General features: G+C 72.6%; 15 protein-coding genes. 10 read left to right on the top strand and 5 right to left on the bottom strand.

Features of this window, described 5'->3' with window-relative positions; all coding sequences use genetic code 11:
- The first annotated feature begins 74 nt into the window (after positions 1-74).
- The 5 genes from ACIQPR_RS03235 to ACIQPR_RS03215 are packed head-to-tail and all read left to right on the top strand — an operon-like array spanning position 75 to position 7143.
- Positions 75-1607 carry an aldehyde dehydrogenase family protein gene (locus ACIQPR_RS03235; RefSeq protein ID WP_403641097.1) on the top strand — a complete coding sequence of 511 codons (1533 nt, stop codon included), beginning with the start codon at positions 75-77 and terminating at the stop codon, positions 1605-1607.
- Positions 1608-1648: 41 nt separating this feature from the next.
- A complete protein-coding gene (locus tag ACIQPR_RS03230; protein ID WP_403641094.1) occupies positions 1649-3178 on the top strand; it encodes a GMC family oxidoreductase in 1530 nt (509 codons plus the stop codon).
- A complete protein-coding gene (locus ACIQPR_RS03225; protein WP_403641091.1) occupies positions 3178-4239 on the top strand; it encodes a glycine betaine/L-proline ABC transporter ATP-binding protein in 1062 nt (353 codons plus the stop codon). The genes ACIQPR_RS03230 and ACIQPR_RS03225 overlap by 1 nt, the downstream gene beginning before the upstream one ends.
- Positions 4239-6185: an ABC transporter permease gene (locus tag ACIQPR_RS03220; protein WP_403641088.1), complete on the top strand. Its 1947-nt coding sequence runs from the start codon at positions 4239-4241 to the stop codon at positions 6183-6185. Before ACIQPR_RS03225 ends, ACIQPR_RS03220 begins: the two co-directional genes overlap by 1 nt.
- Position 6186: 1 nt before the next feature.
- Positions 6187-7143, top strand: coding sequence for an ABC transporter substrate-binding protein (locus tag ACIQPR_RS03215; protein WP_403641085.1), 957 nt, complete (start codon positions 6187-6189; stop codon positions 7141-7143).
- 6 nt (positions 7144-7149) lie between these two features.
- On the opposite strand, the gene ACIQPR_RS03210 is transcribed toward ACIQPR_RS03215, so the two are convergent.
- Both ACIQPR_RS03210 and ACIQPR_RS03205 read right to left on the bottom strand, forming a co-directional pair.
- The gene (locus ACIQPR_RS03210; protein WP_403641082.1) at positions 7150-7872 is read right to left on the bottom strand and encodes an isocitrate lyase/phosphoenolpyruvate mutase family protein; all 723 of its coding nucleotides are present in this window, start codon (positions 7870-7872) and stop codon (positions 7150-7152) included.
- Between the two features lie 24 nt (positions 7873-7896).
- Complete coding sequence (locus ACIQPR_RS03205; protein ID WP_403641079.1) at positions 7897-8394, bottom strand: carboxymuconolactone decarboxylase family protein; 498 nt, start codon at positions 8392-8394, stop codon at positions 7897-7899.
- A gap of 46 nt (positions 8395-8440) precedes the next feature.
- On the opposite strand from ACIQPR_RS03205, the gene ACIQPR_RS03200 reads away from it, so the two are divergent.
- A complete protein-coding gene (locus ACIQPR_RS03200; protein WP_403641076.1) occupies positions 8441-9832 on the top strand; it encodes a PLP-dependent aminotransferase family protein in 1392 nt (463 codons plus the stop codon).
- Between the two features lie 109 nt (positions 9833-9941).
- On the opposite strand, the gene ACIQPR_RS03195 is transcribed toward ACIQPR_RS03200, so the two are convergent.
- Positions 9942-10805, bottom strand: coding sequence for a hypothetical protein (locus ACIQPR_RS03195; RefSeq protein ID WP_403642893.1), 864 nt, complete (start codon positions 10803-10805; stop codon positions 9942-9944).
- A 245-nt stretch (positions 10806-11050) separates the two neighbouring features.
- Here ACIQPR_RS03195 and ACIQPR_RS03190 point away from each other — a divergent pair, with 245 nt between their 5' ends.
- From ACIQPR_RS03190 to ACIQPR_RS03180, 3 genes are all read left to right on the top strand, one after another.
- Positions 11051-12505, top strand: coding sequence for a glycine hydroxymethyltransferase (locus ACIQPR_RS03190; protein WP_403641073.1), 1455 nt, complete (start codon positions 11051-11053; stop codon positions 12503-12505).
- 128 nt (positions 12506-12633) lie between these two features.
- Positions 12634-13647, top strand: a complete 1014-nt coding sequence (gene trpS / locus ACIQPR_RS03185; RefSeq protein ID WP_403641070.1) for a tryptophan--tRNA ligase — start codon at positions 12634-12636, stop codon at positions 13645-13647.
- Positions 13648-13853: 206 nt separating this feature from the next.
- A complete protein-coding gene (locus ACIQPR_RS03180; RefSeq protein ID WP_403641067.1) occupies positions 13854-14432 on the top strand; it encodes a 2'-5' RNA ligase family protein in 579 nt (192 codons plus the stop codon).
- Positions 14433-14438: 6 nt separating this feature from the next.
- Here the strand turns inward: ACIQPR_RS03180 and ACIQPR_RS03175 are convergent, their stop codons facing one another.
- On the bottom strand, positions 14439-15182 hold the full coding sequence (locus tag ACIQPR_RS03175) for a decaprenylphospho-beta-D-erythro-pentofuranosid-2-ulose 2-reductase (RefSeq protein ID WP_403641064.1): 744 nt from the start codon (positions 15180-15182) through the stop codon (positions 14439-14441).
- A gap of 158 nt (positions 15183-15340) precedes the next feature.
- On the opposite strand from ACIQPR_RS03175, the gene ACIQPR_RS03170 reads away from it, so the two are divergent.
- On the top strand, positions 15341-16291 hold the full coding sequence (locus ACIQPR_RS03170; protein WP_403641061.1) for a YihY/virulence factor BrkB family protein: 951 nt from the start codon (positions 15341-15343) through the stop codon (positions 16289-16291).
- Here ACIQPR_RS03170 and ACIQPR_RS03165 read toward each other — a convergent pair.
- A complete protein-coding gene (locus tag ACIQPR_RS03165; RefSeq protein ID WP_403641058.1) occupies positions 16239-17549 on the bottom strand; it encodes a D-alanyl-D-alanine carboxypeptidase family protein in 1311 nt (436 codons plus the stop codon). The two genes, ACIQPR_RS03170 and ACIQPR_RS03165, sit on opposite strands and share 53 nt — an antisense overlap.
- Positions 17550-17578: the final 29 nt, after the last annotated feature.

The following is a 17578-nucleotide window of genomic DNA, read 5'->3' as shown; positions in this document are numbered from 1 at the left end:
GTCGAACGCGCATGCATACGAGCGGTCCGGGCAGGCGCCGGGGCACTGAACAGGAACGGAAGGCAACACCGATCATGGCCGACAAGGACAAGACGGAACAGCGGGCGGGGAAGACCATTCACGCGGGCGGGGAGTGGCTGGAAGCGGTCTCCGGAGCCACCCGCGAGATCATCGACCCCGCCGACGCGGTGCCGTTCGCCGTGGTCGCGGAGGGCGACGGGAAGGACACCGACCTGGCGGTCGCCGCCGCCCGCGCCGCCTTCGACGGGGGTGCGGGCGCCTGGCCGCGCACCCCCGTCACCGAGCGCGCCGCCCTGCTGCGCCGCGTCGCCGACCTGTTGGTGCGCGACCGCGAGGACCTCGGCCTGCTGGAGAGCCGGGACGCGGGCAAGACCGTCGAGGAGGGCCGGGTCGACATCGACTGCGTCGCCGACGCCTTCCGCTACTTCGCCGACCTCGTCGCCGCCGAGGCCCCCGGCCGGGTCGTCGACGCGGGCACCCCCGACGTCCACAGCGTCGTCGTGCACGAGCCGGTCGGCGTCTGCGCGCTGATCACCCCCTGGAACTACCCGCTCCTCCAGGCGAGTTGGAAGATCGCGCCCGCCCTCGCGGCCGGCAACACCTTCGTCGTCAAGCCCAGCGAGCTCACCCCGCTGACGACGATCGCCCTGATCGACCTGCTCGTCGAGGCGGGGCTGCCCGCCGGGGTCGCCAACATCGTCACCGGGCCGGGCCACACGGTCGGCGCCCGCCTCGCCGAGCACCCCGACGTCGACCTCGTCTCCTTCACCGGCGGCCTCGTCAGCGGCACCAAGGTCGCCCGGGCCGCCGCCGTCACCGTGAAGAAGGTCGCCCTCGAACTCGGCGGCAAGAACCCCAACGTCGTCTTCGCCGACGCCTGCGCCACCGAGGAGGGCTTCGACACCGCCGTCGACCAGGCCCTCAACGCGGCCTTCATCCACAGCGGCCAGGTCTGCTCGGCGGGCAGCCGGCTCATCGTCGAGGAGTCCGTCCGCGAGCGCTTCGTCGCCGAACTCGCCCGCCGGGCAGGCAGGATCAGGCTCGGCCGGGGCACCGAGGACGGCGTCGAGTGCGGCCCGCTCGTCTCCGCGCCGCAGCGCGAGAAGACCGAGTCGTACGTCGCCGCCGCCCTCGCCGAGGGCGCGGTGCTGCGCTCCGGCGGCCGGCGCCCCGAGCCCTCCGCGACGCTCCCCGCCACCGGCTACTTCTACGAGCCGACCGTCCTCGACCAGTGCCACCGCGAGATGACCGTCGTACGCGAGGAGGTCTTCGGGCCGGTCCTCACCGTCGAGACCTTCCGCACCGAGGACGAAGCGGTCGCGCTCGCCAACGACACCGAGTACGGCCTCGCGGGCGCCGTCTGGACCGCCGACGCGGGCCGCGCCCGCCGCGTCGCCGGACGCCTGCGGCACGGCACCGTCTGGATCAACGACTTCCACCCCTACCTCCCGCAGGCGGAGTGGGGCGGCTTCGGCAGGAGCGGGGTGGGCCGGGAACTCGGCCCCGCCGGGCTGGCCGAGTACCGCGAGGCCAAGCACGTCTACCAGAACCTGGCACCGAAGCCGGTGCGCTGGTTCGCGGGCTGAGCCCCCCGCCCCGATCCTTCACGACAGGAGTGAGTACCCCCATGCCCCAGAACGAGCACATGTACGACTATGTCGTCATCGGCGGCGGCACCGCAGGCTCCGTCATCGCCTCCCGCCTCACCGAGAACCCCGACGTCACCGTCGCCGTCATCGAGGGCGGCCCCAGCGACGTCGGCCGCGAGGACGTACTGACCCTGCGCCGCTGGACGGGCCTCCTCGGCGGCGAGCTGGACTACGACTACCCCACCACCGAACAGCCGCGCGGCAACTCCCACATCCGGCACAGCCGCGCCCGCGTCCTCGGCGGCTGCTCCTCGCACAACACGCTCATCGCGTTCAAGCCGCTGCCGTCCGACTGGGACGAGTGGGAGGCGGCCGGTGCCAAGGGCTGGGGCGCGATCTCGATGGAGGCGTACTACGCCCGCCTCCTCAACAACATCGTCCCCGTCGACGAGAAGGACCGGAACGCCGTCGCCCGCGACTTCGTCGACGCGGCCCAGGAGGCGCTCGCCGTCCCGCGCGTCGAGGGCTTCAACAAGGCGCCCTTCACCGAGGGCGTCGGCTTCTTCGACCTCGCCTACCACCCCGAGGACAACAAGCGGTCCAGCGCCTCCGTCGCCTATCTGCACCCGGTGATGGACGAGCGCCCCAACCTGACGATCCTCCTGGAGACCTGGGCGTACCGCCTGGAGCTGGCCGGCACCCGCGCCGAGGGCGTGCACGTCCGTACCGAGGACGGCGAGGAACTGCTGATCCGCGCCCGCCGCGAGGTCGTGCTGTGCGCCGGCGCCGTCGACTCCCCGCGGCTGCTCCTGCACTCGGGCATCGGCCCGCGCGCCGACCTCGAAGCCCTTGGCATCCCCGTCGCCCACGACCTCCCGGGCGTCGGCGAGAACCTCCTCGACCACCCCGAGTCGGTGATCGTCTGGGAGACCGACGGGCCGATCCCGGAGAACTCCGCGATGGACTCCGACGCCGGCCTGTTCGTGCGCCGCGACCCCGAACACCCCGGCCCCGACCTGATGTTCCACTTCTACCAGGTCCCCTTCACCGACAACCCCGAGCGGCTCGGCTACGAACGCCCCGAGTTCGGCGTCTCGATGACCCCGAACATCCCCAAGCCGAAGAGCCGGGGGCGCCTGTACCTGGAGAGCGCCGACCCCGCCGTCAAACCCGCCCTGGACTTCCGCTACTTCACCGACGAGGACGACTACGACGGCCGCACCCTCGTCGACGGCATCCGCATCGCCCGCGAGATCGCCCGCACCGAACCCCTCGCCGGCTGGCTCAAGCGCGAAGTGGCCCCCGGCCCGGAGATCCTGGGCGACGCCGAGCTGAGCGAGTACGCCCGCAAGGCCGCCCACACCGTCTACCACCCGGCCGGCACCTGCCGCATGGGCGCCGAGGCGGACGAACTGGCCGTGGTCGACCCCGAGTTGAGGGTCCGCGGCCTCGACGGCCTGCGGATCGCCGACGCCTCCGTCTTCCCGACCATGCCCGCCGTGAACCCGATGATCGGGGTGCTCATGGTCGGCGAGCGGGCCGTCGAGCTGATCGGGGGCGGTGCGTGATGAGCGCCTCCGCCGCCACGAGCGGTCCCGTCTTCTCCGTCGACGGCCTGTGGAAGGTCTTCGGCCCCAAGTCCGAGCAGGTTCCCGCCGATCCGGAACTCGCCGCCCTCGACGCCGCCGGGCTGCGCACCCGCACCGGCTGCACCGCCGCCGTCCGCGACGTCTCCTTCGACGTCCGCAAGGGCGAGGTCTTCGTGGTGATGGGCCTGTCCGGCTCCGGCAAGTCCACGCTGGTGCGCTGCCTCACCCGCCTCATCGAACCCACGGCCGGCGCCATCGCCATCGACGGCGAGGACGTCCGCGCCATGGACCGGGCCCGGCTGCGCGAACTCCGCCGCCACCGCGCCGCGATGGTCTTCCAGCACTTCGGCCTCCTGCCGCACCGCACGGTCCTCGACAACGTCGCCTACGGCCTCGAAATCCAGGGCGTCGGCAAGGCCGAGCGCCGCCGCCGGGCCGCCGAGGTGGTCACCAAGGTCGGCCTGGAGGGCATGGAACAGCGCCGCCCCGGCCAGCTCTCCGGCGGTCAGCGCCAACGCGTCGGCCTGGCAAGGGCGTTGGCGGTGGACCCGCAAGTCCTCCTGTTCGACGAGCCGTTCAGCGCGCTCGACCCGCTGATCCGGCGCGACATGCAGGAGGAGGTCGTCCGGCTGCACCGCGAGGAGGGCCGCACGATGGTCTTCATCACCCATGACCTGAACGAGGCGTTGAAGCTCGGCGACCGCATCGCCCTGATGCGCGACGGCCGCATCGTCCAGCTCGGCACCCCCGAGGAGATCGTCGGTTCCCCCGCCGACGACTACGTCCGCGAGTTCGTACGGGACGTGCCGCGCGCCGACGTCATGACGGTCCGCACCGCGATGCGCCCCGGGGGGTGCGGCGCGGCGGAGCATCCGGGCACGCTCGCCCCCGGCGCACTCGTCACCGAGGCGATCGAGGTCGTCGCGCGCACCGGCAGACCCGCCTGTGTCGTGGCGGACGGCCACTGCCTCGGAGTCGTCGACCACGAAACGCTCCTCGGTGTCGTCGCGGGAACGGAGCCCAGGAAGGAGGCGGTCTGATGGCCACGGTCACCGCGTCCCTCCCGCGCCCGGCCCTGCCCGGAGTCCTCCGGCACCGCGCCGCGTCCAAGCTCCTGCTGCTCGCGCTCGCCGCCGCCGTCCTGGTGCCGCTCGCCGACGCCCACTGGTCCAGCGGCAGTTGGCCCGGCGCCCTCACCGTCGACCTGTCCGGACCGCTGGGCCGGGCCAACGACTGGATCATCGACAACCGCGACAGCTCCCCGCTGTTCCTCTACTTCTTCGGCTACGTCAGCAACGCCGTCGTACTGTCCGTGCGCGCCGTGTACCTGGTGCTGCTCGCGGCCGGCTGGGCGGGCGTGACCGCGCTCGGCGCGCTGGTCGCCTGGCGGGTGGCCGGCGTACGGCTCGCGGCCGGTACCGGTGCCGCCTTCCTCGCCTGCGGGCTGCTCGGCATGTGGGTGCCGACCATGCAGACCCTCGCCCTCATGGTGGTCGCGGTCCTCACCTCGGTGATCGTGGGCGCGCTGCTCGGCCTGGCCGGCGGCCTCTCCGCGCGGACCGACCGCGCGCTGCGCCCGGTCCTGGACACCATGCAGGTGCTCCCGGCCTTCGCCTACCTCCTGCCCGTCGTCCTGGTCTTCGGCATCGGTGTCCCCGCCGCCGTCCTCGCCACGGTCGTCTACGCGGCCCCGCCCATGGCCCGCCTCACCGCGCTGGGCCTGCGCGAGGCCGACCCGGAGGTCCTGGAGGCCGTCGAGTCCCTGGGCGCCACCGGACGCCAACGCCTGTTGACCGCCCGGCTCCCGCTGGCCCGCAAGCAACTGCTCCTCGGCCTCAACCAGACGATCATGATGGCCCTCTCCATGGCCGTCATCGCCTCCGTCATCGGCGCCGGAGGCCTCGGCGACCGCGTCTACCAGGCCCTCGCGTCCGTGGACGTGGGCGCGGCCCTGGCCGCCGGCATCCCGATCGTGCTCCTGGCCGTCGTACTCGACCGGGTCACGGCGGCGGCGGGGGAGCAGAGCGGCGAACCCACGGCCTCGCACCCGCGCCGGTGGCTGTACGCGCTCGGCGCCACCGTCGCCGTGGCGCTGGCCGCCCGGCTCGCCGGCGCCGTGGACTGGCCCTCCGGCCGGACCCTGGACATCGCCGGACCGGTCAACCGCGTCGTCGACTGGATGACCGCCCACCTCTACTCCGGCGTCCCCTACCTCGGCGGCACCGCCGACTGGGCCGGGCACTTCACCACCTGGGTCCTGGACCCCGTGCGCGACGGCCTCCAGTGGCTGCCGTGGTGGTCGGTGCTGCTGATCGTCGCCGCCCTCGCCTGGGTGATCGGCACCTGGCGCACCGCGCTCACCGCCGTCCTCGCCATGGCCGCGATCGGCGTGCTGGGCGTGTGGAAGCCGTCGCTGGACACGCTGTCGCAGGTGCTGGCGGCCGTGGCCGTCACCCTCGTCCTCGGCTTCGCGACGGGCATCGCCGCCGCCCGCAGCGACCGCTGCGAACGCGCCCTGCGCCCCGTCCTCGACGTCTGCCAGACGATGCCGCAGTTCGTGTACCTGATCCCGGTCGTCGCCCTGTTCGGCGTGGGCCGCGCCCCCGCCGTCGCGGCGGCGGTCGTCTACGCCCTGCCCGCCGTCGTCCGCATCACCGCCCAGGGCCTGCGCGAGGTCGACCCGGCCGCCCTGGAGTCGGCCCGCTCGCTCGGCGCGACCGGCGCCCAGCAGCTGCGGCAGATCCAACTCCCGCTCGCCCGCCCGGCGTTGCTCCTCGCCGTCAACCAGGGCGTGGTCCTCGTCCTCGCCGTCGTCATCATCGGCGGCCTGGTCGGCGGCGGCGCGCTCGGCTACGACGCCGTGTTCGGCCTGGCGCAGGGCGACCTGGCGACGGGCCTGGTCGCGGGCGCCGCGATCGTCTGCCTCGGCCTGATGCTCGACCGCGTGACCCAGCCGACCGAACGCCGCGCGAAGAAGGGAGCCTGACATGCGCGTCCGTACGACCACTGCCATGGCGTCGCTCGCGTCGCTGGTCCTGGTGACCGGCTGCGGCGCCGCCGACATGACCAAGCAGGCCTCGCCCTTCGCGGGCACCCAGGGCGCGAAATCCGTGACCCTCTCCGTGCAGTCCTGGGTGGGCGCGCAGGCCAACGTGGCTGTCGCGCAATACCTGTTGGAGCACAAGCTCGGCTATCGCGTCGACACCGTCCAGGTTGACGAGGTCCCCGCCTGGGACGCGCTCAGCCAGGGCCGCGTCGACGCGATCCTGGAGGACTGGGGTCACCCCGACCAAGAGAAGCGCTACGTCGACGACAAGAAGACGATCACCCGCGCGGGCGGCCTGGGCGTGACCGGCCACATCGGCTGGTACGTCCCGACGTACCTGGTGAAGCAACACCCCGACATCACGAACTGGAAGAACCTGAACGACTACTCGTCCCTCTTCCGCACCGCCGAGAGCGGCGACAAGGGCCAGCTGATGGACGGTTCGCCCTCCTACGTCACCAACGACAAGGCCCTGGTGAGCAACCTGAAGCTGAACTACCAAGTGGTGTTCGCCGGTTCGGAGGCCGCGCAGATCACCCAGATCAAGCAGTTCGCCAAGGAGAAGAAGCCCTTCCTCACCTACTGGTACGCACCCCAGTGGCTGTTCAAGAAAGTCCCGATGACCGAGGTGAAACTCCCCGCCCACAAGGAGGGTTGCGACGCCGACCCGGCCAAGGTCGCCTGCGCCTACCCGCACACCCCGCTGGAGAAGTACCTCAACACGGATTTCGCGCGGCACGGCGGCAAGGCGGCGGCCTTCCTCAAGAAGTTCCGGTGGACGACCGAGGACCAGAACGAGGTCTCCCTGATGATCGCCGACCAGAAGCTGTCCCCGGCCGACGCGGCGAAGAAGTGGGTGGACAGCCACCCCGCCACCTGGAAGGCATGGCTGTCCTGACCCCGCTCACCGCCGCAGCTCGCCCGCCATCCCGGACAGCGCGAGTGCCGCCCACCGCTGGAGCCCGGCTCCGAACGTGACGCGCGTGGCCCCGAGTTCACCGAGTGCGGTGGGCGGGGGGCCCTTGCCGTCCAGCCGCGCGAACGCGTTGACCGGCCCCTGGATGCCGGCCCGCAGCAACGGCAGCACGTCCGCCGGAGCCCCGATCGGATACACGCAGTCGGCACCCGCCGCGACGTACAACGCGGCCCGCTCGATGGCCTGTCCGGGATCGCCGTCGCCGTACTCGAAGGTGTCGACCCGCGCGTTGACGAACAGCCGGCCCGCCGCCGCCGACCGCACCTCGGCGAGCCAGTCGGCGTGCCGCCGGGGGTCCTTCAGCACACCCCCCTCGGAGTCCTCCAGGTTGCACCCGACCACCCCCGCCTCCAGCAGCCGTTCCACCAGCTCCTTCGGCGCGAGCCCGTATCCGCCCTCGACGTCCGCCGACACCGGCACGTCCACCGCCGCCGCGATCCGCGCGACGGCCGCGAACATCTCGTCCGCCGGAGTCGCCCCGTCCGCGTACCCCAGCGCGGCGGCCACCCCGGCACTGGGCGTGGCCAGCGCCGGGAACCCGGCGTCCACGAACACCCGGGCACTCGCCGCGTCCCAGGGCCCCGGCAGCACCAGCGGGTCCCCGGGAAGCCGCCGCCGGTGCAGACTCCGGAACAGCTCAACGCCTCCCACGGCTCAACTCCCTTGTCCGCACGGTCACTTGTGCTGTCCCGGCCGGTAGTGCCCCGGCACCATCCGGGTGCTCACCCCGAACCGGTTCCACGCGTTGATCACCGTGATCGCGGCGATCAGCCGGGTCAGCTCGGCCTCCTCGAACCGCGCGGCGGCCCGCTCGTACACCTCGTCCGGCACGAAGCCGTCCGTGAGGACGGTGACGGCCTCGGTCAGCTCGATCGCCGCGAGCTCCTTCTCGGTGTAGAAGTGCCGCGACTCCTCCCACGCGCCGAGCTGGACGATCCGCTCCACGCTCTCGCCCGCCGCGAGCGCGTCCTTGGTGTGCATGTCGAGGCAGAACGCGCAGTGGTTGAGCTGTGAGGCGCGGATCTTCACCAGTTCCAGCAGCTTCGGGTCGAGCCCCTGCCGGGCGGCGGCGTCGAGCCGGACCATCGCCTTGTAGACCTCGGGGGCGTGCTCGGCCCAGTGCAGGCGGGGCTGGTGCTCGGGGGCGTAAGGAGCTTCTCGTGCTGTGGTCATGTCCCGACCCTAGAAGCGAGGCAGCCCAGGGGTATGGTCCATTTCCATGGCGAAATCATGGGCCACTCTGGGCGTCGACCTGCACCTCGAACCCGCCGCCACCAGCACCGGCGTCCGCCGCGGCCTGACGGACGCGCTGCGCGACGCGGTCCGCACCGGCCGCCTCACCCCCGGCACCCGGCTGCCCTCCTCCCGCTCCCTAGCCGCCGACCTCGGCATCGCCCGCAACACGGTCGCCGACGCCTACGCCGACCTGGTCGCCGAGGGCTGGCTCACCGCCCGCCAGGGTTCCGGCACCCGCGTCGCCGACCGCGCCGTCGTCCCGCCCACCGACACCACCCCGCCCCGCCGCCCGAGCACCCGCCCCGCCTACGACCTCGTCCCCGGCACCCCCGACCTCGCCGCCTTCCCCCGCACCGAGTGGCTCAAGGCCGCCCGCCGCGCCTTCACCGCCGCCCCGCACCAGGCCCTCGGCTACGGCGAACCCCGCGGCCGTGCCGAACTGCGCACCGCCCTCGCCGGCTACCTCGCCCGCGCCCGAGGCGTCCGCGCCGACCCCGAGCACATCCTGATCAGCGCGGGCATCTCCCACGGCCTGCGGCTGATCGGCGCCGCGCTGCGGGCCCGCGGCGCCCGCACCGTCGCCGTGGAGTCCTACGGCCTGCCCGCGCACTGGACGATCCTCGCCGGGGCCGGCCTGCGCACCCGCCCGCTCCCCTTCGACGAACGGGGCACGGACCCGGGGCGGTTGACGGACGAGTCGGCCGTCCTGCTCACCCCCGCCCACCAGTTCCCGATGGGTGTCCCGCTCCGCCACGACCGCCGCTCCGCCGTCGTCGACTGGGCCCGCCGCACCGGAGGCCTGGTCCTGGAGGACGACTACGACGGCGAGTTCCGCTACGACCGCCAGCCCATCGGCGCCCTCCAGGGCCTCGACCCCCACCACGTCGTCTACCTCGGCACCGCCAGCAAGTCCCTCGCCCCCGGCCTCCGCCTGGCCTGGATGGTCCTGCCCCCGGCACTCGCGGAGGAGGTCGCCGAGGTGAAGGGCGGCATCGACACCTGCGGCGTCCTGGACCAGCTGACCCTCGCGGAGTTCATCACCTCCGGCGCCTACGACCGCCATGTCCGCGCCACCCGGCTGCGCTACCGCCGTCGCCGCGACACCCTGATCGAGGCCCTCGCCCGGCACGCCCCCGCCGTCCACGTCACCGGCATCGCGGCCGGCCTCCACGCCGTCCTCACCCTCCCGCCCGGCACCGAACAGACGGTGGTCCAGGCCGCCGCCTGGCAGGGCCTGGCCCTCCACTCCCTGTCCACCTACCGCCACGAACACGCCCTCGCCGCCCCGCTGGACGCCCTGCCGGTCGGCTACGGCACACCGTCCGACCACACCTGGCCGGGGGCGCTGGAGGCGCTGTGCAGGGTGCTTCCTTGAGGGGAGTACGTGCTTGACCCAGGCGGGCGACAAGCAGCCCGTCCGGCGTTTGAGGACGAGGCCCCTTCAGGGCCGAAGCGGGGTCTGGGGGCGCAGCCCCCAGGGACGGTCACACCAACTCACCCGCACCGTCACCCGCCCTGTCACCCGCTCCACCGCCGGAGGCCGGCGCCTCGCCGAACCGCGCCAGCGCCAACGCGCCCGCCACCGCCACCAGGAACCCCAGCACCGCCAGCCACTCCAGCCCGTCCCGGGTACGGTCCCCGAGCCACACCACGCCCACCGCCGCCGGACCGATCGTCTCCCCGATCACCAGCCCCGCCGTCGCCGTCGTGACCGACCCCCGCTGAAGAGCCGTCGTCAGCAGCAGGAACGCGGCGCCGCCCCCCACCAGCAGCGCGTACGTCGCCGGATTGCCGAACAGCGTCGACGGCGCGAGCGAGTCGATCAGCCGGACCGCCACCTCGACCACCCCGAACCCGAACCCGGCACCGAGCCCCAGCGTCAACGCCCGCCCCCGCTCCGGCAGCCGCCCGCCGACCAGCCCGAGCAGCAGCACCGCACCGGCCGTCCCCAGCATCGCCCACTTCAAGGCCGTGGACCCGGCCCGGTCCCCCTCCGCGCCCGACGCCAGCCCCAGCATCGCGAGCCCCGCGCACACCACGCCGACGGCCGCCCACTCCATCCCGCTGAGCCGCACCTTCAGCAGCCGCGCGGCCACCACCGCCGTCACCGCGAGGCTCGACGCCAGGGCCGCCCCGACCGCGTAGATGGGCAGCGACCGCAGCGCCGCGATCTGGAACACGAACCCCAGTCCGTCCAGCCCCAGCCCCGCCAGATACCGCCACTGCCGCAGCGCCCGCAGCAGCAGCGCCGCGTCCCCGCCCCCACCCGTCGTCGCCGCCCGCGCGGCGACCGCCTGGAGGACCGTCGCCGTACCGAAGCAGATCGCCGCGCCGAGCGCGCACACCATTCCCAAGAGCACGAAAGGGACTCTAGGGGAGCGGAGATCGCCGAGACCCCCCGCGCGGGGACTCTCACCGAACTCCAGATGCTGGACGCCCGAGCCGTCCCGTCCGGCCCGCCCGGTAGGCTGACCGGCGGGCCGTGACTGGCGCGCTGGGATGGGACCGACCATCGGGGAGCGGTCCGAGCTGCGATCTGTGCCGTGCGCCTGGGCCGTACCGTGAACGCCGAACGCCACGTCCGGAGGTCCCCATGCCCGACAATTCCGCGCCCCTCTCGAACGAGTCCACCGCCTACCGCGCCGCCCTCGACGTGATCCGCGCCGTCGAGCCGCGCGTCGCCGACGCCATCGGCCAGGAGGTCGCCGACCAGCGCGAGATGCTCAAGCTGATCGCCTCCGAGAACTACGCCTCCCCGGCCACCCTCCTGGCCATGGGCAACTGGTTCAGCGACAAGTACGCCGAGGGCACGATCGGCCGCCGCTTCTACGCCGGCTGCCGCAACGTCGACACCGTCGAGGGCCTCGCCGCCGAGCACGCCCGCGAACTCTTCGGCGCCCGGCACGCCTACGTCCAGCCGCACTCCGGCATCGACGCCAACCTCGTCGCCTTCTGGTCGGTCCTCGCCGACCGCGTCGAGGTCCCCGCCCTCGCCAAGGCGGGCGTCCGCCAGGTCAACGACCTCTCCGACGCCGACTGGGCCGAACTCCGCCAGGCCTTCGGCAACCAGCGCATGCTCGGCATGTCCCTGGACGCGGGCGGCCACCTCACCCACGGCTTCCGCCCGAACATCTCCGGCAAGATGTTCGACCAGCGCTCCTACGGCACCGACCCGGCGACCGGCCTCATCGACTACGACGCCCTGCGCGCCTCGGCCCGCGACTTCAAGCCGCTGATCATCGTGGCCGGCTACTCCGCCTACCCCCGCCTGGTGAACTTCCGCCTCATGCGCGAGATCGCCGACGAGGTCGGCGCGACCCTGATGGTCGACATGGCGCACTTCGCCGGCCTGGTCGCGGGCAAGGTCCTCACCGGCGACTTCGACCCGGTCCCGCACGCCCAGATCGTCACCACCACCACCCACAAGTCGCTGCGCGGCCCGCGCGGCGGCATGGTCCTGTGCGACGACTCCCTCAAGGACCAGGTCGACCGCGGCTGCCCGATGGTCCTCGGCGGCCCGCTCCCGCACGTCATGGCCGCCAAGGCCGTCGCCCTCGCCGAGGCCCGCCGGCCCGCCTTCCAGGACTACGCGCAGCGCATCGTCGACAACTCCCGCGCGCTGGCCGACGGCCTGATGCGCCGGGGCGCCACCCTGGTCACGGGCGGCACCGACAACCACCTCAACCTGATCGACGTCGAGTCCTCCTACGGCCTCACCGGCCGCCAGGCCGAGACCGCCCTCCTCGACTCCGGCATCGTCACCAACCGCAACGCGATCCCGGCCGACCCGAACGGCGCCTGGTACACCTCCGGCATCCGCATCGGCACCCCGGCGCTGACCACGCGCGGCCTGGGCACCGCCGAGATGGACGAGGTCGCCGCCCTCATCGACCGCGTCCTGACCACCGCCGAGCCGGGCACGACGAAGTCGGGCGCCCCCTCGAAGGCCTCCCACGTCCTCGACGAGAAGGTCTCCGCGGAGATCGCGCAGCGCGCGACGGACCTGGTAGCGGGCTTCCCGCTGTACCCGGAGATCGACTTGGGCTGAGCCGACCTGCTTTCAGGGGCGCGGGGCCGCATTCATTTGCGGCTCCGGCGCGGGGCGCGCCAAGCCCCCACCGGCCCGCGGTTCCCCATGCACCGAACCCACCCGAGCTCTCTGAGACAATGGTCCGCATGGCCTCAGACCGACCCCGCGTGCTCTCCGGAATCCAGCCCACCGCAGGCTCGTTCCACCTCGGCAACTACCTCGGCGCCGTCCGCCAGTGGGTGGCGCTCCAGGAGTCCCACGACGCGTTCTACATGGTCGTGGACCTGCACGCGATCACGGTCCCGCAGGACCCGGCGGACCTGCGGGCCAACACCCGGCTGGCCGCGGCCCAGTTGCTCGCCGCCGGCCTGGACCCGGACCACTGCACGCTCTTCGTCCAGAGCCATGTCCCCGAGCACGCCCAGCTGGCCTGGGTCATGAACTGCCTGACCGGGTTCGGCGAGGCCAGCCGGATGACCCAGTTCAAGGACAAGTCGGCCAAGCAGGGCGCGGACCGCGCCTCCGTCGGCCTCTTCACGTACCCGATCCTCCAGGTCGCCGACATCCTGCTCTACCAGGCGAACGAGGTCCCGGTCGGCGAGGACCAGCGCCAGCACATCGAGCTGACCCGCGACCTCGCCGAGCGCTTCAACGGCCGCTTCGGCGAGACCTTCACGATCCCCAAGCCGTACATCCTCAAGGAGACGGCGAAGATCTACGACCTTCAGGACCCGTCGATCAAGATGAGCAAGTCGGCGTCCACGCCGAAGGGCCTGATCAATCTGCTCGACGACCCGAAGGCGACCGCGAAGAAGGTCAGGAGCGCGGTCACCGACACGGAGACCGTGATCCGCTACGACGCGGTGAACAAGCCGGGCGTCTCCAACCTCCTCACCATCCACTCCACCCTCACCGGCACACCGGTCGCCGAGCTGGAGCGGGCGTACGAGGGCAAGATGTACGGCGCGCTCAAGACGGACCTCGCCGATGTGATGGTCGAGTTCGTGACGCCGTTCCGGGAGCGCACCCAGCAGTATCTGGACGACCCGGAGACGCTGGACGCGATCCTCGCCAAGGGTGCGGAGAAGGCGCGGGCCGTCGCCGCCGAGACCCTCGCCCAGGCCTACGACCGGGTCGGCTTCCTGCCCGCCAAGCACTGAGGCGCACGACCGCACCCGGGCACCGGCCGGGTACCGACCCCGTACCACTGGACAGAGCGCTGCACATCACTACGGTTGCGCCTGCCCACAACTCCGCTGTGGCCGTACAGTCGATAGCCGGGTGGCCGCGCGCGTGGCCGCCCCGCTCGGCATCGGGACCACCGGACAGCACCAGCACGACCACCGACAGGACGACAGGAGACGACGTGGGGACCGTAACGATCGGTGTGTCGATCGCGGTCCCGGAGCCTCACGGCAGCCTGCTCCAGGAGCGGCGCGCGGGCTTCGGCGACGCCGCTGCGCACGGCATCCCCACGCACGTCACGCTGTTGCCGCCCACCGAGGTGGAGGCCGCGCGGCTGTCCGAGGTCGAGGACCATCTCATGTCGGTAGCCGCCGCCGGGCGCCCCTTCCCGATGCGGCTGTCCGGCACCGGCACGTTCCGGCCGCTCTCCCCGGTCGTCTACGTCCGGGTGGCCGAGGGCGTCTCCGCCTGCACCTGGCTTCAGCAGCAGATCCGCGCCGCCTCCGGGCCGATGGCGCGCGAGCTGCACTTCCCGTACCACCCGCACGTCACCGTGGCGCACGGCATCGACGAGGCGTCGATGGACCGCGCCTTCGAAGCGCTCGCCGACTACCGCGCCGAGTGGTCCTGCACCGGCTTCGCGCTCTACGAGCAGGGCGCCGACGACATCTGGCGCAAGCTCCGCGAGTTCACCTTCGGCGGCTCCGTCGTACCGCCCCAGGCGGCCCGTACGGATCGTGGGACGATCCCCAGCCACTGAGTCCGCTCACACCGCCAGCCGTCTGAACAGCCCGCGCGGCAGGTGCCGCAGCGCCGACGTCACCACGCGCAGTGCTCCCGGGACCCAGACCGTCTCCGAGCCTCTGCGCAGGCCGAGTTCGATGGCCGTGGCGACCGCTTCGGGGGTCGTGGTGAGGGAGGCGGCCCTCGGGTCGGCCATGGTGCGCGAGCGGACGAGACCCGGGCGTACGACCATGACGTGCACGCCCGTGCCGTGCAGCGCGTCGCCCAGGCCCTGCGCGAAGGTGTCGAGGCCGGCCTTGCTGGAGCCGTAGATGAAGTTCGCGCGGCGGGCCCGTTCGCCGGCCACCGAGGAGAGCACCACCAGGGAGCCGTGGCCCTGGGCCTGGAGCGCCCGCGCGCTGATCAGGCCGGAGGAGACGGCGCCGGTGTAGTTCGTGTGCGCGACCCGCACCGCGGCGGCCGGATCGCGCTCGTCGCGGGCCTGGTCGCCGAGGGTGCCGAAGGCGAGCAGCACCATGTCGACGGGGCCCTCCGCGAACACCTTGCCGAGCACGGTCTCGTGGGAGGCGGGGTCCAGCGCGTCGAAGTCGACGGTGCGGACCTCGGCCCCCAGGGCGCGCAGTTCCGCGGCGGCGCTCTCCAGCGCGGGGGAGGGGCGGCCCGCGAGCCACACGGTGCGGGTGCGGCGGGCGATCAGCCGGCGGGCGGTGGCCAGTGCGATCCGGGACGTACCGCCGAGGACGAGGAGGGACTGTGGAGGACGCATGCCCGTGACCGTATCGCCCGCTTATGGGCGGTTCGTCGTGCGGCGTTCGCGGCCTCCCTGAAATGGGCGATTAATCGGATGCCGTGCCAGGGGGCGCCACCCGCGTGTTTACGGGGTACCCGCACATCGGTGTCGGCGGACGAGGGCAGAATCGGATCATGGACTGGCTGAAGAAGCTCCCCTTCGTCGGGCCGCTGACGGCGCGCCTGACGGCCACGCACGCGTGGCGGTCGTACGAGCGCCTGGACCGGGTGAAGTGGTCGCAGCTCGCCGCCGCCATGACCTTCATCAGCTTCATCGCGCTGTTCCCGCTGCTGACCGTGGCCGCCGCCATCGCCGCCGCCACCCTGAGCACCGACCAGCAGCACGAACTCCAGGACAAGATCGCCGAGCAGGTCCCCGGCATCTCCGACCAGCTGAACATCGGTTCCCTGGTCGACAACGCGGGCACCGTCGGCCTCATCGCCGGTGCCGTCCTGCTGTTCACCGGCATCGGCTGGGTCGGCTCGATGCGGGAGTGCCTGCGCGCGGTGTGGGAGCTGCCCGACCGCGACGAGAACCCGCTGCTGCGCAAGCTCATCGACACCGGGGTGCTGATCGGCCTGGGCGGCGCGGTCCTCGCGACGATCGCCGTCTCCACCGTCGCCTCCGCGCTGGTCGACTGGATCAACGGGGAGCTGGGCATCGCCCAGGGCGGCTGGGGCGGCATCCTGCTGCGGGCCGCCGCGTTCGCCGTCGCCGTACTCGCCGACTTCCTGCTCCTGCTGTACGTCCTGACCCTGCTGCCCGGCGTCGAGCCCCCGCGCCGCCGCCTCACCGTGGCCGCGCTGATCGGCGCGGTCGGCTTCGAACTGCTGAAGCTGCTCCTCAGCGGCTACATCCAGGGCGTGGCCGCGAAGAGCATGTACGGCGCGTTCGGCGTCCCCGTGGCCCTGCTGCTGTGGATGAACTTCACGTCGAAACTCGTCCTGTTCTGCGCGGCCTGGACGGCCACCCCGAGCCGCCCGGGCGAGGACGACGACTACGTCCCGGCCGAGGCGGCCCAGAACCCGAAGGTCAGGGACGCGGGCGACGACGGACCAGATCCGGCAGCGGCCAGCGCCGGTTGACCAGGAAGACACCGCCGGCCAGCAGCACCAGCAGCCCGCCGACGATCGCCAGCGCGATCCCCACCCCGCCCGAACCGTCCTCCTCGGCGGCCAGGGGCGTGGCGGACGCGGCCGGCTGCGTGCCCGAGGTGTCGCCGCCCGCCTGCGCGTCGGCCGTCGCGCCCGGCTGCGCGCTCGCCTGCGCCACGTTCCTCGGCGCGACCAGCTCACCCACCGGCCGCACCTTGCCGGCCGCCTGGAAGCCCCAGTCGAGGATCTTGGCGGCCTCCTTGTAGACCTCGTTGTGCTCGTCCTTCTCCGGGTTCATGACCGTCACCAGCAGCACCTTGCCGCCGCGTTCGGCGACCCCGGTGAAGGTGGCGCCCGCGTTGGTGGTGTTGCCGTTCTTGACCCCGGCGATGCCCGGGTACACCGAGACGTCCGAGTCGCCGCTCAGCAGCCGGTTGGTGTTGCGGATCTCGAAGGTCCCGCGGACCGACTTGCCCTTCTCCTTGGTGGTCGCGCCCGGGAACTTCACGCTCACCGTCGAGCAGTACTCCCGGAAGTCCTTCTTCTGGAGCCCGCTGCGCGCGAACAGCGTCAGGTCGTACGCGGAGGAGACCTGCCCCGGCTCGTCGTAGCCGTCCGGAGTCACCACGCGCGTGTCCAGCGCCTGGAGGTCCTGGGCGTGCGCGTTCATGTCGGCGACGGTCTTGCCGACGCCGCCGTTCATGTGGGACAGGACGTGCACGGCGTCGTTGCCGGAGCGCAGGAACACCCCGAGCCACAGGTCGCGGACCGTGTAGCTCTCGCCCTCCTTTATCCCGACCAGGCTGGACCCCTCGCCCATCCCGGCCAGGTCGGACGGGACGACCTTGTGCTCGGTCGTCTTCGGGAACTTCGGCAGCACGGTGTCCGCGAACAGCATCTTCAGGGTGCTCGCCGGGGGCAGCCGCCAGTGCGCGTTGTGCGCGGCCAGGACGTCGCCGGACTCGGCGTCGGTCACGATCCACGACCGCGCGGTGAGGTCCTTGGGCAGCACCGGGACCCCGGCGGCCTGATTGACCTGCGTGCCGGGCCGCGCGAGCCGGGTGCCGCCCACCGACGACATGTGCGCCGGGGGAGTGGCCGTAGGACTCGCCGACGCGGTCGTCGTGGCGCTCGGAGTGGGGGTCGGACTCGGGGCCGCGAGGGCGAGCGGCGCGGTGAGCGCGAGGGACGACAGGGCGGCGGAGAGCACCAGCAGGGATCGCCTGATGGTCTGCTGTGGAGCGGGCACGCACGAGAACGTACAGGCCCGGGGAACCG

The sequence above is a fragment of the Streptomyces sp. NPDC091280 genome, assembly GCF_044768565.1.
Classification (GTDB): Bacteria; Actinomycetota; Actinomycetes; order Streptomycetales; family Streptomycetaceae; genus Streptomyces.
The sequence above is the reverse complement of the archived record's forward strand: the minus strand, read 5'-3'. Positions and strand labels throughout refer to the sequence as shown.

What these genes read in the sequence shown, in the direction of transcription:
- ACIQPR_RS03235 (WP_403641097.1), top strand. Translation starts at nt 75, where the DNA reads ATGGCCGACAAGGACAAGACGGAACAGCGGGCGGGGAAGACCATTCAC.
- ACIQPR_RS03230 (WP_403641094.1), top strand. Translation starts at nt 1,649, where the DNA reads ATGCCCCAGAACGAGCACATGTACGACTATGTCGTCATCGGCGGCGGC.
- ACIQPR_RS03225 (WP_403641091.1), top strand. Translation starts at nt 3,178, where the DNA reads ATGAGCGCCTCCGCCGCCACGAGCGGTCCCGTCTTCTCCGTCGACGGC.
- ACIQPR_RS03220 (WP_403641088.1), top strand. Translation starts at nt 4,239, where the DNA reads ATGGCCACGGTCACCGCGTCCCTCCCGCGCCCGGCCCTGCCCGGAGTC.
- ACIQPR_RS03215 (WP_403641085.1), top strand. Translation starts at nt 6,187, where the DNA reads ATGCGCGTCCGTACGACCACTGCCATGGCGTCGCTCGCGTCGCTGGTC.
- ACIQPR_RS03205 (WP_403641079.1), bottom strand. Translation starts at nt 8,394, where the DNA reads ATGACCACAGCACGAGAAGCTCCTTACGCCCCCGAGCACCAGCCCCGC.
- ACIQPR_RS03200 (WP_403641076.1), top strand. Translation starts at nt 8,441, where the DNA reads ATGGCGAAATCATGGGCCACTCTGGGCGTCGACCTGCACCTCGAACCC.
- ACIQPR_RS03195 (WP_403642893.1), bottom strand. Translation starts at nt 10,805, where the DNA reads ATGGTGTGCGCGCTCGGCGCGGCGATCTGCTTCGGTACGGCGACGGTC.
- ACIQPR_RS03190 (WP_403641073.1), top strand. Translation starts at nt 11,051, where the DNA reads ATGCCCGACAATTCCGCGCCCCTCTCGAACGAGTCCACCGCCTACCGC.
- trpS (WP_403641070.1), top strand. Translation starts at nt 12,634, where the DNA reads ATGGCCTCAGACCGACCCCGCGTGCTCTCCGGAATCCAGCCCACCGCA.
- ACIQPR_RS03175 (WP_403641064.1), bottom strand. Translation starts at nt 15,182, where the DNA reads ATGCGTCCTCCACAGTCCCTCCTCGTCCTCGGCGGTACGTCCCGGATC.
- ACIQPR_RS03170 (WP_403641061.1), top strand. Translation starts at nt 15,341, where the DNA reads ATGGACTGGCTGAAGAAGCTCCCCTTCGTCGGGCCGCTGACGGCGCGC.